Source organism: Pantoea sp. GL120224-02, from assembly GCF_900215395.1.
Lineage (GTDB): Bacteria > Pseudomonadota > Gammaproteobacteria > Enterobacterales > Enterobacteriaceae > Pantoea > Pantoea communis.
In genome coordinates, this window is sequence record NZ_OBEC01000016.1 from 90,856 (window position 1) to 107,591 (window position 16,736).

General features: G+C 55.4%; 12 protein-coding genes. 6 read left to right on the top strand and 6 right to left on the bottom strand.

All coding sequences use genetic code 11. From position 1 onward, the window contains the following. Positions 1-72: 72 nt before the first annotated feature. The 3 genes from ftsN to priA all read right to left on the bottom strand — a co-directional run bounded on the left by ftsN (position 73) and on the right by priA (position 4,539). Positions 73-963 carry a cell division protein FtsN gene (ftsN, locus tag CRO33_RS22780; protein WP_097119676.1) on the bottom strand — a complete coding sequence of 297 codons (891 nt, stop codon included), beginning with the start codon at positions 961-963 and terminating at the stop codon, positions 73-75. A 166-nt stretch (positions 964-1,129) separates the two neighbouring features. Next, positions 1,130-2,173: a DNA-binding transcriptional regulator CytR gene (gene cytR, locus CRO33_RS22785; protein WP_034823733.1), complete on the bottom strand. Its 1,044-nt coding sequence runs from the start codon at positions 2,171-2,173 to the stop codon at positions 1,130-1,132. Positions 2,174-2,340: 167 nt separating this feature from the next. After that, positions 2,341-4,539, bottom strand: coding sequence for a primosomal protein N' (priA, locus tag CRO33_RS22790; RefSeq protein WP_097119677.1), 2,199 nt, complete (start codon positions 4,537-4,539; stop codon positions 2,341-2,343). Positions 4,540-4,894: 355 nt separating this feature from the next. On the opposite strand from priA, the gene rpmE reads away from it, so the two are divergent. Then, entirely contained in the window at positions 4,895-5,110 is a 216-nt protein-coding gene (gene rpmE, locus CRO33_RS22795) for a 50S ribosomal protein L31 (RefSeq protein WP_021506837.1), read from the top strand. A 76-nt stretch (positions 5,111-5,186) separates the two neighbouring features. Here rpmE and metJ read toward each other — a convergent pair whose 3' ends face one another. After that, positions 5,187-5,504, bottom strand: coding sequence for a met regulon transcriptional regulator MetJ (metJ, locus tag CRO33_RS22800; protein ID WP_034823729.1), 318 nt, complete (start codon positions 5,502-5,504; stop codon positions 5,187-5,189). Between the two features lie 277 nt (positions 5,505-5,781). On the opposite strand from metJ, the gene metB reads away from it, so the two are divergent. The 3 genes from metB to metF all read left to right on the top strand — a co-directional run bounded on the left by metB (position 5,782) and on the right by metF (position 10,490). Then, positions 5,782-6,942: a cystathionine gamma-synthase gene (metB, locus tag CRO33_RS22805; protein WP_045815698.1), complete on the top strand. Its 1,161-nt coding sequence runs from the start codon at positions 5,782-5,784 to the stop codon at positions 6,940-6,942. A 2-nt stretch (positions 6,943-6,944) separates the two neighbouring features. Then, a complete protein-coding gene (locus CRO33_RS22810) occupies positions 6,945-9,377 on the top strand; it encodes a bifunctional aspartate kinase/homoserine dehydrogenase II (RefSeq protein WP_058960107.1) in 2,433 nt (810 codons plus the stop codon). 216 nt (positions 9,378-9,593) lie between these two features. Further along, positions 9,594-10,490 (top strand): methylenetetrahydrofolate reductase, encoded by an 897-nt coding sequence (metF, locus tag CRO33_RS22815; protein WP_097119678.1) that lies wholly within the window; start codon positions 9,594-9,596, stop codon positions 10,488-10,490. A 231-nt stretch (positions 10,491-10,721) separates the two neighbouring features. Here the strand turns inward: metF and ppc are convergent, their stop codons facing one another. Together ppc and argE are read right to left on the bottom strand one after the other, a co-directional pair. Next, a complete protein-coding gene (ppc, locus tag CRO33_RS22820) occupies positions 10,722-13,373 on the bottom strand; it encodes a phosphoenolpyruvate carboxylase (RefSeq protein WP_045833619.1) in 2,652 nt (883 codons plus the stop codon). 246 nt (positions 13,374-13,619) lie between these two features. Beyond that, entirely contained in the window at positions 13,620-14,768 is a 1,149-nt protein-coding gene (gene argE, locus CRO33_RS22825) for an acetylornithine deacetylase (RefSeq protein WP_045815696.1), read from the bottom strand. 169 nt (positions 14,769-14,937) lie between these two features. Here argE and argC point away from each other — a divergent pair, with 169 nt between their 5' ends. Both argC and argB read left to right on the top strand, forming a co-directional pair. Continuing rightward, complete coding sequence (gene argC, locus CRO33_RS22830; RefSeq protein ID WP_034823925.1) at positions 14,938-15,942, top strand: N-acetyl-gamma-glutamyl-phosphate reductase; 1,005 nt, start codon at positions 14,938-14,940, stop codon at positions 15,940-15,942. Between the two features lie 15 nt (positions 15,943-15,957). Then, complete coding sequence (gene argB, locus CRO33_RS22835; RefSeq protein ID WP_058960105.1) at positions 15,958-16,731, top strand: acetylglutamate kinase; 774 nt, start codon at positions 15,958-15,960, stop codon at positions 16,729-16,731. Positions 16,732-16,736: the final 5 nt, after the last annotated feature.

Below are 16,736 nucleotides of genomic sequence, written 5' to 3' on the forward strand. Positions count from 1 at the left end.
GAGGTGCGTTCACCCCTGTAACTTACTGATGCAAGCTCAGGGGATTCACGCACTTGCCGCGAGGCGAATGACTTAAGGTAAAGCGAGAGGAATGCAGCTTCCGTGTCCGGAGCTGTGTAAGCGTTTGACCGTGCTGTCAGCGCTGCTGCGATCTTTAAACGGCCCGATTACCACACGATTCCAGCCCCCGCTGGTGGTGATACGACTCTCGAAACCTTCAAAAGCCAGACCTGCGCGCACAGACTCTGCCTGGTCAGTGCCTTTGAACGATCCACACTGCACCATCCAGCGCTGCGAAGCGGCTTTCTCTTCCGGTTTCGCTTTTGCCGTTTCCTGGGGTTTCGGCTGTTGCACTGGTTCACGCGTTATCGGCGCTGGCTGTTGTTGTTGACGCGTCGCCTGCTGTTGCTGCAACTGTTGTTGACGTTGTTGCTGCTGTAACTGTTGCTGCTGGCGCTGCATCTGTTGCTGTTGTTGCTGAACCTGCTGCTGGCGTTGCAGAGTTTGCTGACGCTGTGCCGGAGTTTGTTCGTTCCACGGCACTTCGTTGAGCTGCGTCGGTTGCTGGCGCATATCAGCCTGCATCTGTTCCAGCAATTGGCGCTGCTCATCCGTCAGCTGTGTTTGTGATTGCACACCACCACCAGCAGACGGTTCAGTCGGCGTCGGCACGGTGATTTGGCGATTTTCCAGCTCTTTGATGTATTTCCAGCGCTCTTCCGGCTTAGGCGGAAGGCCGTTGCCGTTGGCTTTATGATTCGGAATGACCTCAGTCTCTTCTTTTTTATGATGAGAGATGAACCATAAACCACCGGCAAAGGTGACCAGCACGGCCACGGCCAGTACGATCATCAACTTTGACGTGCCGGAGCCGCCTTTGCTTTTCTTACTGCGGCCTGCAGCGGGTTTTTTGCGACGCGTCCCTGTTGAACGCCCGCGGCCTACATAATCTCTCTGTGCCACTTTCGTTCTGATACCCTTCAAAAAAATGCCAATGGGCGAAACCCTAAATTAAGACGGGTGTAAAAGTTCTGTTAATTGCCCGGCAACGAATGCGTCATGTTACTCAAGGGCTGGAACTTTGACCAGCAAAGTCTGCCTTCAGAATCCGCTGAAAATGCAGTGAAGCCTAGACCATTTTTCCCGTTTTTGTGGCGGGTGCGGTGCTTCCGCGCACGCGTAATTCCGCGTCGAGTAAACGTGAGCCGTTGTTGACGCGTTTGCCCTGCAGTTCATCCAGCAACAGCAGCATCGCCTCACGACCAATGGCAAATCGCGGCTGTGCCACGGTGGTGAGTGGGGGATCGTAATACTGCGCCAGTTCGATATCGTCAAATCCCACCACGGAAAGATCCTGCGGAATGCGCATGCCCAGCTTTCGTGCCTGATTCATTGCACCTAATGCCATCAAGTCGCTGTGGCAGAAAATGGCTTTCGGCGGCTGCGGTAAGCTCATCAACTGTTTCAGCGCACTGGCACCAGCTTCGAAGGTGAAATCACCGTGCACAATCATCGTGGGATCAATGGCGATACTGCTGCGGCGCAGAGCCTGAATGTAGCCTTGTAAACGATACTGGCTGAGCGGGATATGTTCCGGCCCGGTAATGCAGGCAATCTGGCGATGACCGAGTTGCAGCAGATGATTGACAGCTTCAAATGCCGCCGTCAGGTTATCAATATGCACGGTAGGCAGAGCCATTTCCGGGGCGAATTCGTTGCCCATCACCATCGGCGGCAGGTTACGCTGATCTTCAATTCCTGCATCGAACGGCAGTTGTGAACCCAGCAGCACCATGCCGTCGATTTGGCGCGTCAACATCAGGTTGAGGAAGGTTTTTTCCTGCTGATCCTGATGTGCGCAGTCGCCAATCAACACCAGATAGCCTTCCTGCGCCGCGGTGACTTCGACGCCACGGATGATTTCACTAAAGAACGGATCGCAGATGTCCGGCACTATTACCAATATGGTTTGCGTTTCGCCGCGTTTGGCATTGCGCGCCAGCCCGTGTGGCGCATAGCCGACATCAATCACCGCTTGTTCTACTTTCTGCCGGGTGGCAGCCGAGACTTTTTCCGGGTTCATCAGCGCGCGAGAAACCGTGGCGGTAGAGACGCCGGCTTTCTCGGCCACATCTTTCATGGTGGCAGCAGATGAAGGTTGCTTCTGGTCCAACGTATAACTCCTGACGCGGTACAGCGCATTGATTTTCAGACATTGCCGGGCTTCAGCCGGGATGGGCACTATTGATAACCCAACGTCGGGTGAGGTTGTTACTTAATTTGCATAAAAATTGTGACTTGTGCGACTTTTTTCGATCTGGCTCGCAGATGTGATGCGGCCTAACTCTCGGTGGGGTCGATATCCAGTGTCCATTTGGTTTTGCGCGCGGCGGGCAGGGTGGAGATCAGCGGTAGCGAACTGCTTAGCAGCTGTTGCAGGCGTTTACGCGAAGGATGCTGTAGCAACAGTTGCCAGCGCCAGCGCCCACTGCGCTTTGGTGCCAATGCCGGAACCGGACCCATCAGCCACATAGCCTCATCTTTCAGCGGGCTGGCTTCGAGTAAATTGCGCAGCTGTGTGAGGAATTCAGCGGCCTGCGCATTGTCCATGTCTTCCGCGCGGAACAGCGCGTGGCTGGTCCACGGCGGCAGCTGCACCGATTGGCGCTCCAGCAAGGTTTCCTCGGCAAAGGCGAAATAGCCACGATGCAGCAACGTTTGCAACAGCGGATGCTCGGGATGGTGCGTCTGCAGCAGTACTTCACCCTGTTTACCGGCGCGCCCGGCGCGCCCGGCCACTTGGGTATAGAGTTGAGCAAAGCGTTCGGCGGCGCGGAAATCGGCGGAGAATAAGGCGCCATCGACATCCAGCAGGGAAACCAGCGTCACGTCGGGGAAATGGTGCCCTTTTGCCAGCATCTGTGTGCCAACCAGAATGCGGGCACCGCCGCGATGCACATCCGCCAGATGCTGCTCCAGTGCACCTTTGCGGCTGGTGGTATCGCGATCAATGCGCGACACCGGTACGCCGGGAAAGAGTCTGCTGAGCTGCTGCTCAAGCTGCTCTGTACCGACGCCGACCGGCATCAGGTGTGTGGAACCGCAACCCGGACATTGATTGGGCAGCGGGCGCTGGCTGTCGCAGTGGTGGCAGCGCAGCTGACGATGATGCTGATGCAGCGTGTAATAGCTGTCGCAGCGTTGACACTCTGCCAGCCACCCGCAGTCGTGGCACATCAATGCAGGCGAGAATCCGCGGCGGTTGAGGAACAGCAATACCTGATTATCGGCCTGCAGGTGCTGGCGCATTTTGCCCAGCAATGCGGGCGCGAGCCCACCCTTAAGCTGCTGGCCTTTAAGGTCGATTAGCTGTTGCAGTGCCGGTTTGGCGTTGCCCGCGCGTTTGGTAAGATTGAGCTGTCGATACTTGCCGACGCGCACATTGTGCAGCGTTTCCAGCGCCGGTGTGGCAGAACCCATCACAATCGGGATATCTTCTTCGTGAGCGCGAAACACCGCCAGGTCGCGCGCCTGATAGCGCCAGCCTTCCTGCTGCTTGTACGAACTGTCGTGTTCTTCATCAATAATGATTACCCCCGGACGCGCCAGCGGTGTGAACAGCGCGGAACGCGTACCGATGATAATCGCGGTTTCGCCACTGCGCGCACGCAGCCATACCGCAAGACGCTCACTGTCATTGAGTGCCGAGTGCAGCACATCGATCGGCGCATCGAAGCGTTCACGGAAGCGTGCAATAGTTTGCGGTGTCAGGCCGATTTCCGGCACCAGTACCAGCGCCTGTTTGCCGCGCGCCAGCACATTCTCTAGCACGCTGAGATAGACTTCGGTTTTGCCCGAACCGGTAATGCCTGCCAGCAACCACGCTGCATAATGATCATCTTCGCTGCGCATCGCGCCGACGGCCATCGCCTGATCGGTATTGAGACGCAGGCGATCGCCCTTCACCGCAAAGGTGGTGCGCCAGTCGTGCATCTGCGGTGCGTGTTCACGCAGATCGCACAGACCTTTGGCACGCAATGATTGCAGCGCGGCGTCAGTCAGATCCTGTTCACTGACCTGATGGCGATAGAGAGGTTGCTGGCGCAGTGCCGCTAAAGCTTGCTGCTGCTTGGGTGCACGCTTCAGGCTTTCCATGGCCACTTCGCGTCCGGCGTCGTTGACCACCCACTGCCACAACGGCGTTTCCTGCGCCGGTTTGCCCTGACGCAGCAGCACAGGTAGAGCATGGTTGAGCACCTCGCCGAGCGGCGAATGGTAATAGCTGGCGGCCCAGTTAAGGATGCGCCACAGCGCTGGAGAGAATAGGCTTTGATCGTCCAGCACGCTCTCCAGCGGTTTGAGCTGAATCAGAGGCAGGTCGCTGCTTTCTTTTATCGCCACCACAATGCCGATCATTTTGCGATTGCCAAACGGCACGCTGACGCGCGCGCCCACTACCGGCTGCGGCGCATCGGCGGGCAGCAGGTAGTCAAACAGGCGAGGCAGCGGAACGGGCAGGGCAACCTGAACAACGGGCATGTCGATCTCTATCCGGTACTGTAATAAGGAGAAGTAGTGTACACGCTGATGCAACCCTCGTCATACTTCACGCCACCGCCACCGCCACCGCCACCGCCACCGCCACCGCCACAGCGCATAGACACATTGGCTGCGCACGCTCTTTCCATCAGATGGACTGGGATGAGGACGTTCACTGCCTCCCAGTGGCTCAGAGAATAAACAACTGATATTTGCCTGGTGCGGTCAATTTCTGTATACTATGCCGCCTTTGATGAGATAACTTGTCAAAGATACACTTAATTATTAACCGCGTGTGGTGCTGTGCAGGTTCGCCTGGCACGGAGAGCGACACGGCCTTTTATGAGGTTCTCCCATGAAACAAGGTATTCACCCGAAATACGAAGCTGTGACCATCACCTGCTCTTGCGGCAACGTGATCAATACCCGTTCAACCATGACTGGTACCCTGAACCTGGACGTGTGCGGCAAATGCCACCCGTTCTACACTGGTAAGCAGCGTGTTGTTGATTCTGGTGGTCGTGTTGATCGCTTCAACAAGCGTTTCAGCATCCCAGGCAGCAAGAAATAAGATTATTTGCCATCGAATCTTCGGATTCGGCAGCAAGAAAAAACCCAGCCTTGGCTGGGTTTTTTTGTTTCTGGACTCAGTATTCCCAGGTGTCGGGATCGATGCCCATCTCACGCATAATCTGCTTAGCTTCTTCCGGAATCTCATCGCTACGTTCTTTGCGCAAATCGACATCATTTGGCAGCGGCTGCCCGGTGAAAGCATGCAAAAAGGCTTCGCACAGCAATTCGCTATTTGTGGCATGACGCAGGTTATTCACCTGACGGCGCGTGCGTTCATCCGTTAAAATTTTCAGCACTTTCAGCGGGATAGAAACTGTAATCTTCTTAACCTGCTCGCTCTTCTTGCCGTGTTCAGCGTAAGGGCTGATATATTCGCCGTTCCATTCAGCCATGGGTTACCTTAATCAATAAAAGTTGAATATGGGGAAATCCGTTGATTATGCCCGATTTTTCGATGCCTGACCGCTTAAACTGCCGGTTTTATGCTTACGCATCGCTTTTCACAGGAAAGCGCGCTGAACACCAGGCGATGACGCGTAATTTTAGCGGGTATTGATGATTTGCTCAATCTATACGCAAAGACATTTAGATGTCCAGATGTATTGACGTCTATGCGCTGAATGTTATCCTGTTGCCACTTCTTATTACACTTCAGGAACAGTAAGCACCATGACGCGTAAACAGGCAACCATCGCAGTACGCAGCGGTTTGAATGATGACGAGCAATATGGCTGCGTTGTCCCACCGATTCACCTCTCCAGCACCTACAACTTCCTCGACTTTAATGAACCGCGTGCACATGACTACTCACGTCGCGGTAACCCCACGCGTGATGTGGTACAACGCGCGCTGGCAGAACTGGAAGGCGGTGCGGGCGCGGTATTAACCAATACCGGGATGTCAGCGATTCATCTGGTGACCACCGTGTTCCTGAAGCCGGGCGATCTGCTGGTTGCCCCACATGACTGCTACGGCGGCAGCTATCGCCTGTTCGACAGCCTGAGCAAACGCGGTGCTTATCGCGTGAAATTTGTCGATCAGGGTGATAAAGCCGCGCTGGCAGCCGCGCTGGCCGAGAAACCCAAACTCGTGTTGGTGGAGAGCCCAAGCAATCCGCTGCTGCGCGTGGTAGATATCGCCGGCATTTGCCAGGCGGCGCGTGCAGCGGGTGCGATCAGTGTAGTGGATAACACCTTCCTGAGTCCGGCATTGCAAAATCCGCTGGCGCTGGGAGCCGATCTGGTTATCCACTCTTGCACCAAATACCTGAATGGTCACTCGGATGTGGTGGCCGGAGCGGTGATTTCTAAAGATCCGGCGATGGCCACGGATCTTGCCTGGTGGGCGAATAATATTGGTGTAACCGGCGCAGCGTTTGATAGCTACCTGCTGTTGCGCGGTCTGCGCACGCTGGCGCCGCGTATGGCGGCAGCGCAGCGTAATGCGCTGGCGATTGTTGATTACCTGAAGCAACAACCGCTGGTGAAAAAACTGTATCATCCGTCTCTGCCGGAAAATGCCGGACATGAGTACGCGGTGCGTCAACAACGTGGCTTTGGTGCGATGCTCAGCTTTGAACTTGACGCTGATGAAGCGCGTCTGCGCCGCTTCCTGAAAGCGCTGCAGTTGTTCACGCTGGCGGAATCCCTGGGTGGCGTGGAGAGCCTGATTTCGCACACCGCGACCATGACGCATGCCGGCATGTCTGCGGAAGCGCGCGCGGCAGCGGGTATTTCAGAAACGCTGCTGCGTATTTCTGTCGGAATTGAAGATCACGAAGATTTAATCGCCGATCTGGATAATGCATTCCGGATCGCAGCCGAGGAGTAAGCATGACAAGTTCAGCAGGCGCGGGAACGCCGAACAAGCAGTTGCATAAATTTGGTGGCAGTAGCCTGGCGGATGCACGTTGTTATCAACGTGTCGCCAGCATCATGGCGGATTACAGCCAGCCGGGCGATTTAATGGTGGTCTCTGCCGCAGGCAGCACCACCAACCAGCTGATTAGCTGGCTTAAACTGAGCCAGAGCGATCGCTTATCTGCCCATCAGGTGCAACAAGCTTTACGCCGTTTTCACAGCGAACTGATCGCTGCGCTGTTGCCTGTTGAATTTGCTGAAACGCTGACCGCTGCCTTTATTCGCGATTTAGAACGTCTGGCGGCACTGCTTGACGGCGCTATCACCGATGCGGTGTATGCCGAAGTGGTGGGGCACGGTGAAATCTGGTCGGCACGCTTGATGGCGGCAGTGCTGAGCCAGCGTGATATCGAGTCTGCATGGCTGGACGCGCGTGACTTTCTGCGTGCCGAACGTGCTGCGCAGCCACAGGTCGATGAAGGCAAGTCCTGGCCATTGCTACAGGCGCTGCTGGCTCAGCATCCTCATAAGCGTTTGGTAGTAACCGGCTTTATCAGCCGTAGCGATGCCGGTGAAACGGTGTTACTGGGTCGCAATGGTTCGGACTACTCAGCCACGCAGATCGGTGCGCTGGCAGGCGTAAACCGTGTCACCATTTGGAGCGATGTGGCCGGTGTCTATAGCGCCGATCCGCGTAAAGTGTCCGACGCCTGTTTGCTGCCTTTACTGCGCTTAGATGAGGCCAGCGAACTGGCGCGTCTGGCCGCACCGGTATTGCATACACGTACGCTGCAGCCCGTGTCGAATAGCGATATCGATCTGCAGTTGCGTTGCAGCTATCAACCTGAGCAGGGCTCAACGCGCATTGAGCGCGTACTGGCTTCCGGTACCGGCGCGCGTATTGTCACCAGCCACGACGATGTGTGCCTGGTAGAGATCCACATCCCAGAAAACCACGATTTCAAAACGCAGCAGAAAGAGATCGATCTGCTGCTGAAGCGTGCGCAACTGCGTCCGCTGGCGATGGGTGTCCATCCCGATCGCCGTTTGCTGCAACTCTGCTACACCTCCGAAGTGGTGAACAGCGCATTCAATTTGTTGCAGGACGCTGCGCTGCCGGGTCATCTGCAACTGCGCGATGGCTTAGCGTTGGTGGCGTTGGTCGGCGCAGGCGTGACGCGTAACCCGCTCCATAGCCATCGTTTTTGGCAACAGATCAAAGACCAGCCGGTTGAGTTTGTCTGGCAGTCAGAAGATCACATCAGTATTGTTGCCGTACTGCGCGTAGGACCGACGCAGCACCTGATTCAGGGGCTGCACCAGTCATTGTTCCGCGCGGAAAAGCGCATCGGTCTGATGCTGTTTGGTAAAGGCAATATCGGCTCACGCTGGCTGGAGTTGTTTGCCCGCGAGCAGGAAGGCTTATCGGCGCGTACCGGCTTTGAGTATGTGTTGGCAGGCGTGGCGGATAGCAGTCGTAGTTTGCTGAGCTACGAAGGTCTGGAAGCCAGCCGTGCGCTCGCCTTTTTTGATGACGAAGCCGAAGAACGCGATGAAGAGTCGCTGTTCCTGTGGATGCGCGCCCATCCGTTCGATGATTTAGTGGTGCTGGACGTCACCGCCAGCGCACCGCTGGCACAGCAATATCTTGATTTTGCCAGCCACGGTTTCCATGTCATTAGCGCGAACAAAGTCGCAGGCGCATCCAGCAGCCAGAGTTGGCGGCAGATTCGTGATGCGTTCGCCAAAACCGGCCGTCACTGGCTATATAACGCCACGGTAGGCGCAGGATTACCGGTGAACCATACGGTGCGCGATCTGCGCGAAAGCGGCGACAGCATTCTGGCCATCAGTGGTATTTTCTCCGGCACGCTGTCCTGGCTGTTCCTGCAATTTGATGGCACCGTGCCGTTCAGTGAGCTGGTGGATCAGGCCTGGCAGCAAGGTCTCACCGAACCCGATCCGCGCGTAGATCTGTCGGGGCAGGATGTGATGCGCAAGCTGGTCATCCTGGCGCGTGAAGCCGGTTATGACATCGAGCCGGATCAGGTGCGTGTTGAATCGCTGGTGCCGTCGGATTGCGAAGAAGAATCGATTGACCACTTCTTCGAGAATGCCGACGAGTTGAATGACCAAATGCTGCAACGCTTTGAAGCGGCGCAGGAGATGGGCCTGGTGCTGCGCTATGTGGCACGTTTCGATGCCAACGGAAAGGCCCGTGTGGGGGTGGAAGCGGTGCGTCCGGAACACCCGCTGGCTTCACTGCTGCCGTGCGATAACGTGTTTGCTATCGAAAGCCGCTGGTATCGTGATAATCCGCTGGTGATCCGCGGGCCGGGCGCTGGCCGTGATGTGACAGCCGGTGCGTTACAATCGGATATCAATCGCCTCGCACAACTGCTGTAGTCTGCCTTGCAACGCAGACGGTGCCCGCCGTCTGCGCTTTTCACCCTCTGCGCGAACATGAAACTCTTTCAACTTGATTGAATATTTGTCACGCCTGTACATTAATTTTAAGTTGACGCTAACGCGCTAATGGTTCATTTTGTGCATCTGGACGTCTAAACGTATAGATGTTCGCAGGCCGCAAGTTAATCGATATGTGACGACGAGGTAATCTGGATGAGTTTCTTTCACGCCAATCAGCGCGAAGCGTTGAACCAAAGCCTGGCTGAGCTGAACGGGCAAATTAATGTCTCTTTTGAATTTTTCCCGCCTCGCACCAGTGAAATGGAAGAAACCTTGTGGAGTTCGATTGATCGACTGAGCATCCTGAAACCGAAATTCCTCTCTGTCACCTACGGTGCGAACTCTGGCGAACGCGACCGTACACACAGCATCATCAAAGGCATTAAAGAGCGCACCGGCCTGGAAGCGGCTCCTCATCTGACCTGCATTGATGCCACGCGTGATGAGTTACGCACCATCGCGCGCGATTACTGGGATAACGGTATCCGTCACATCGTGGCCCTGCGCGGCGATTTGCCTCCGGGTAGCGGCAAGCCTGAGATGTACGGCGCTGATTTGGTTGAATTGCTTAAAGAAGTGGGCGATTTTGATATCTCCGTAGCCGCTTATCCGGAAGTGCATCCTGAAGCGAAAAGTGCGCAAGCGGATTTGATCAACCTGAAGCGTAAAGTCGATAACGGTGCCAACCGCGCCATCACGCAGTTCTTCTTTGATGTTGAGAGTTACCTGCGCTTCCGCGATCGCTGTGTTGCGGCAGGCATTGATGTCGAAATCGTGCCGGGCATTTTGCCGGTATCTAACTTCAAACAGCTGCAGCGCTTTGCCACCATGACTAACGTGCGCGTGCCGGGCTGGATGAATGCGATGTTTGCCGGACTGGATGACGATCCAGAAACCCGCAAAATGGTCGGCGCCAATATCGCCATGGACATGGTGAAAATCCTGTCACGCGAAGGGGTGAAGGATTTCCACTTCTACACGCTGAACCGCGCAGAATTGAGTTACGCCATCTGTCACACGCTGGGTGTGCGTCCGACCTTAACGAACTGATTTTATTAAATAGAATTATGAGGGGGCCAATGTGCCCTCTTTTCATTGGCACCATGTTACCCAGCGGGAAGAGGCGGCAAATGGAGTAAAGCGTTGGGCGCCAGGGATGGCGCACGCCGAGCGATCAGGGACGAGATAGCGGCTTTACGTAATTGCCGCCTCTTCCCGCGACGCGCAACACCCATTAAAAAAGGGGCACATTGGCCCCTTCGTGATTAGCGTTTTACGCCACTAGCCCGTATTACGCATACCCGCTGCTACACCCGCAATCGTCACCATCAACGCTTGTTCAACACGCGCATCCGGCTCGTCACCACGCTCTTCCTGCGCACGTGCACGATGCAGCAGTTCAGCCTGCAACACGTTGAGCGGATCGGTGTAAACGTTACGCAGCGCGATAGACTCGGCGATCCATGGCTGGTCAGCCATCAAATGCGCATCGTTGGCGATGGTCAACACGGCTTTGATATCCGCAGCCAGCTGATCGCGCAACTGCAGACCCAGCGGCCACAGTGATTTATCAACCAGACGCTGATCGTAATACTCCGCCAGCCACAGGTCAGCTTTCGAGAACACCATCTCCAGCATGCCCAGACGGGTGGCGAAGAACGGCCATTGGCTACACATCGCTTCCAGCTGATCCTGATGACCTTCGTCCATCGCCTTCTGCAGCGCCGCACCGGCACCGAGCCAGGCTGGCAGCATCAAACGGTTCTGCGTCCAGGCGAAGATCCACGGAATCGCACGCAGTGATTCCACGCCGCCGGTAGGACGACGCTTCGCCGGACGTGAACCGAGTGGCAGTTTACCCAGCTCTTGCTCTGGCGTGGCCGAACGGAAATACGGTACGAAGTCCGGGTTTTCACGCACATAGCCGCGATACATGGCGCAGGAATGGGCTGACAAACCGTTCATGATCTCTTTCCACTCGCGCTTAGGCTCGGGCGGTGGCATCAGGTTGGCTTCCAGAATCGCACCGGTATACAGCGACAGGCTGGCGATGGTGACTTCTGGCAAACCATATTTGAAGCGAATCATCTCGCCTTGTTCGGTCACGCGCAGGCCGCCTTTCAGGCTGCCCGGCGGTTGCGACAGCAGTGCTGCGTGTGCCGGTGCGCCGCCACGGCCGATGGAACCCCCGCGTCCGTGGAACAGCGTCAGCGTGATGCCGGCTTTCTCACAGGTCTTGATCAACGCATCCTGTGCTTCGTACTGCGCCCAGCTGGCGGCCATCACGCCGGCATCTTTCGCCGAATCGGAATAACCAATCATCACCATCTGTTTGCCGTTGATGAAACCGCGATACCAATCGATATTCAGCAACTGCGTCATGACGTCATTGGCGTTGTTCAAATCGTCGAGGGTTTCGAACAGTGGCGCTACCGGCATCGCGTAAGGAATACCGGCTTCTTTTAACAGCAAGTGCACCGCCAGCACGTCCGATGGCGTTTTCGCCATTGAAATCACGTAGGAGGCGATGGAACCCTGCGGTGCTTCAGCCACCACTTTACAGGTGTCCAGTACTTCACGGGTGTTGTCGCCCGGCTCCCATTGATGCGGCAGCAGCGGACGTTTGGAATTCAGTTCGCGGATCAGGAACGCCTGTTTGTCGGCTTCTGACCAGCTTTCGTAGTCACCCAGCCCCAGATAGCGTGTCACTTCGGCAATCGCTTCGGTGTGACGGGTGCTCTCCTGGCGGATATCAATACGCACCAGCGGCACGCCAAAGCACTTCACGCGGCGCAGCGTATCCAGCAACTGACCGTTGGCGATGATGCCCATGCCGCACTGTTGCAGAGATTGATAGATGGCGAACAGCGGTTGCCACAGTTGATCGTTCGAGACCAGTAGATCGGCAGGGCGCGGCAGGCGCTCGCCTTTCAAACGACGGCCTAAATAAGCTTGCGTGGTCATCAGCTGGCCACGGATGCGCTTCAGAATCATGCGGTACGGTTCCAGCGCTTCTGGATCGCCGCACAACTCGCGTACTTCATCGCTGCATTCGGACATCGACAGTTCAGAAATCAGCACGCCCACGTCGCGCAGGAACAGATCGGCGGCTTTCCAGCGGCTCAACTGCATCGCATGGCGTGTGATAGGTGCGGTGACGTTCGGGTTACCGTCGCGATCGCCGCCCATCCACGAGGTGAATTTAATCGGCACGAAATCGACGGGCAACTTAATACCAAAGGTCTCTTCAACCTGCTCGTTCAGCTCGCGCAGGAATGCCGGTACGCCTTGCCACAGGCTATTTTCGACCACGGCAAAGCCCCATTTGGCTTCATCAATCGGTGTTGGACGATACTTACGGATTTCATCGGTATGCCAGGCTTGTGCGACCAACTGACGCAGGCGACGCATGACTTGCGTGCGCTCGTAATCGGAGAGATCGCTGTGGTCGAGTTGCTGCAGGCAGCTATTCACTTCGCCCAGCATGTGGATCAGCGTACGTCGGGTGATCTCCGTTGGGTGAGCGGTCAGCACCAGCTCCAGCGACAGTTCTTCGATCGCCTGGCGAATCGAACTTTCGCTGATGTCGTTTTGCTGCTTCAGACGTTCAAAGGTCTTCTTCAGGATTTCCGGATTATTCGCGCCATCGCCGCTGCGGGAGATGGTCTGATACTGCTCTGCCACGTTGGTCAGGTTGAGGAACTGGCTAAACGCGCGTGCAACAGGTAGTAACTCGTCATTAGACAGGTTTTGCAGCGTGTTCAGCAGTTCCTTACGATCGGTGTCATTGCCTGCGCGGGAGGACTTAGAGAGTTTGCGGATGGTTTCCACCCGATCGAGGATGTTCTCTCCCAGTGCATCCTTTATCGTATCCCCGAGCAGTTTGCCGAGCATACTGACATTACTTCGCATTGCGGAATATTGTTCGTTCATTTGACCCTGACACCCTTATCGTCTTGAAAGTACCCTTACACCCAACGGGCATAACATCGTCTTTTATCTAGCCACGGTTCTTCCTGTTCGTCAATTGACTTAAATTGACGATAATTCGCTGCTAACTACCGGAAATTCATAGAATTAACTTGGGGGGAAGCGAGATAAGTTATTCTTATTATCAAATCCCGAACAATGACCGGGCAATTTACTGTTTTAACAGTGAATTGCCCCATCTATTGTTAATCAGTGACAAAAATGCTGAACAACCTGCGTGATAAGCGCATGAGTTGGCTTAATAAATGCGGTATCGATAAATTCATCTGGCTGGTGCGCCTGATTGATCGATCCTGGACCTAAAACCAGCGTTGGACACAATTGCTGGATAAAAGGCGCTTCGGTGCAATAGTTCACCACTTCAGTCGGCACGCCCAGCAGTTTCTCTACCACTTTCACCAGCTCATGATCGGCCGGACATTCGTAGCCAGGAATCGGCGGGTGCAGTTCACCTACCGTTAAACGCCCCGGCCAGCGTTCGCTTACTGGCGCCAAGGCTTCATTCAGCAAGCCATCCAAATCGCTCAGAGTTAAGCCCGGCAGCGGACGAATATCCATGTGCAATTCGCAGCAGGCGCAGATACGGTTCGCGGCATCGCCACCGTGAATGTGACCAAAGTTCATGGTCGGGTAAGGAATCGCAAATCCATCGTGGTTATAGCGATTTTTCAGGGTATTGCGCAGTTGCATCAGCTGGGTAATGGATTCATGCATCAGCTCAATGGCGTTCACACCGCGTGAAGGATCGCTGGAGTGGCCTGACTGACCCTGAATACGAATCACGTTCGACAGATGACCTTTGTGCGCGCGCACCGGCTTCAGTGAGGTCGGCTCACCAATGATGGCGCAATCTGGACGCAACTGGGTGGATTCGGAAAAGTACTTCGCACCGGCCATGGTGGTCTCTTCATCGGCGGTGGCGAGGATGTACAGTGGCTTGCTCAGTTTGGTCACGTCAACGTCACGCAGCGCATCCAGAATAAAAGCAAAGAAGCCTTTCATATCCGCCGTACCTAAACCGTATAGCTTGTTGTCGTGCTCGGTCAGGGTGAAAGGATCGCGCGTCCAGCGGCCATCATCATACGGAACGGTATCGGTATGGCCTGCCAGCAGCAGGCCGCCAGCACCCAAACCGCTGCGTGCCAGCATATTGAATTTATGACGCGTACCCGGGACTGGCTGGACTTCAACACTGAAGCCTAAATCGCGGAACCAGCCCGCCAGCAAATTGATTAAAGTTTCATTGCTCTGATCCAGCGCGCTGTCAGTGGCGCTGATCGATGGTGTGGCAATCAGCTGGCGGTAGAGTTCGATAAAAGGTGGTAATTTTGTCTTCACTGTTGACGGTCCTTGGGTTAGGATGTATCAATATTCATGCATTAATAGTGAATAAAAATACAATAACGTCGTTTGCAAGTGAAGCGTAAAATCATCTGCAAACGGCATCGTGGGCAACGGGGCAAAGCCGCGACCCGGAATGAGTGACTGTAAAAAGGGTTACAGCCTGATGTTGAATACGCTGATCGTTGGTGCCAGTGGTTATGCTGGCGTAGAGCTTGCCACTTACCTGAATCGCCATCCGCATATGAACATAACCGCTTTGGCGGTTTCAGCGCAAAGCCCGGACGCCGGAAAATTACTCTCCGATCTGCATCCGCAGCTGAAAGGCATTGTCGATTTGCCGCTGCAGCCGCTGAGTGAGGCTTCCGAGTGGGCAGACAAAGTCGATGTGGTGTTCCTCGCGACCGCGCATGAAGTCAGCCACGATCTGGCACCCGAATTCCTCAAAGCAGGCTGTGTGGTGTTTGACCTTTCCGGTGCGTTCCGTGTCAACGACGATGCTTTCTATACTCAATATTATGGTTTCAGCCATCAACATCAGGATTGGCTGGATAAAGCCGTTTACGGCCTGGCCGAATGGCAGCATGACAAAATCAAAGATGCACAGTTGGTTGCTGTGCCGGGTTGCTATCCAACGGCTGCACAATTGTCATTGAAGCCGCTGGTCGAAGCCGGTTTGCTTAACGATGCACAATGGCCGGTGATCAATGCCACCAGTGGTGTGAGCGGCGCAGGGCGTAAAGCCAACGTCGGCACCAGCTTCTGTGAAGTGAGCCTGCAGCCGTATGGCTTGTTCAATCATCGTCATCATCCTGAAATCGTGGCGCATCTCGGTACGCCTGTGATTTTCACCCCGCATCTGGGTAGCTTCCCGCGCGGTATTCTTTCGACCACCACCTGCCGCCTGAAAGCGGGCGTGACGCAGCAAGACGTGGCAGATGCCTTCCACAAGGCTTACCACGACAAACCGCTGGTGCGTGTGTATGACAAAGGTGTCCCGGCATTGAAAGCCGTGGTCGGCTTGCCGTTCTGCGATATTGGCTTTGCCATGCAGGGCGAGCACCTGATTGTGGTGGCGGCCGAAGATAACCTGCTGAAAGGTGCCTCTTCGCAGGCGGTTCAGTGTTTGAATATTCGTTTCGGCTACCCTGAAACATTGTCTCTGATTTAACGGACGGAAACTGCAATGAATCCATTGATTATTAAGCTGGGTGGCGTACTGCTGGATAGCGAAGAAGCGCTGGCCCGCTTGTTTGATGCGCTGCTGGCCTACCGCAATGAACATCAGCGTCCGCTGATCATTGTGCACGGCGGCGGCTGCCTGGTTGACGAGCTGATGAAGAAGCTCGCTCTGCCAGTGAAAAAGAAGAACGGTTTGCGCGTGACGCCAGCCGATCAGATTGACATTATTACTGGTGCCCTGGCGGGTACAGCGAACAAGACCTTGCTGGCTTGGGCGAAGAAGTACGGCATTGGTGCTGTGGGCTTATGCCTCGGTGATGCGGGCCTGGTAAACGTGGCGCAGTTCGATGAAGAACTCGGGCATGTAGGCAACGCGACGCCAGGTAATCCAGCGCTGGTGAATACCTTACTGAGCGCGGGCTATATGCCGGTGATCAGCTCCATCGGTATTACTGACGGCGGCGATCTGATGAACGTCAACGCTGACCAGGCAGCGACCGCGCTGGCAGCGACCATTGGTGCTGATTTAGTCCTGCTTTCAGATGTCAGCGGTATTCTCGATGGCAAAGGTCAACGTATCGAAGAGATGACGGCCGATAAAGCACAGCAGCTGATCGATCAGGGCATTATTACTGATGGCATGATCGTTAAAGTGAACGCGGCACTCGATGCCGCACGTACTTTAGGTCGTCCGGTTGATATCGCCAGCTGGCGCCATGCTGAACAGCTGCCAACCCTTTTCAACGGCGTGTCGATTGGCACCCGGATTCTCGCATAATCAAG

Excerpts from the sequence above, each read along its gene's own strand:
- ppc (WP_045833619.1), bottom strand. The coding sequence starts at position 13,373 with ATGAACGAACAATATTCCGCAATGCGAAGTAATGTCAGTATGCTCGGC.
- rpmE (WP_021506837.1), top strand. The coding sequence starts at position 4,895 with ATGAAACAAGGTATTCACCCGAAATACGAAGCTGTGACCATCACCTGC.
- priA (WP_097119677.1), bottom strand. The coding sequence starts at position 4,539 with ATGCCCGTTGTTCAGGTTGCCCTGCCCGTTCCGCTGCCTCGCCTGTTT.
- metB (WP_045815698.1), top strand. The coding sequence starts at position 5,782 with ATGACGCGTAAACAGGCAACCATCGCAGTACGCAGCGGTTTGAATGAT.
- argC (WP_034823925.1), top strand. The coding sequence starts at position 14,938 with ATGTTGAATACGCTGATCGTTGGTGCCAGTGGTTATGCTGGCGTAGAG.
- argB (WP_058960105.1), top strand. The coding sequence starts at position 15,958 with ATGAATCCATTGATTATTAAGCTGGGTGGCGTACTGCTGGATAGCGAA.
- metF (WP_097119678.1), top strand. The coding sequence starts at position 9,594 with ATGAGTTTCTTTCACGCCAATCAGCGCGAAGCGTTGAACCAAAGCCTG.
- metJ (WP_034823729.1), bottom strand. The coding sequence starts at position 5,504 with ATGGCTGAATGGAACGGCGAATATATCAGCCCTTACGCTGAACACGGC.
- CRO33_RS22810 (WP_058960107.1), top strand. The coding sequence starts at position 6,945 with ATGACAAGTTCAGCAGGCGCGGGAACGCCGAACAAGCAGTTGCATAAA.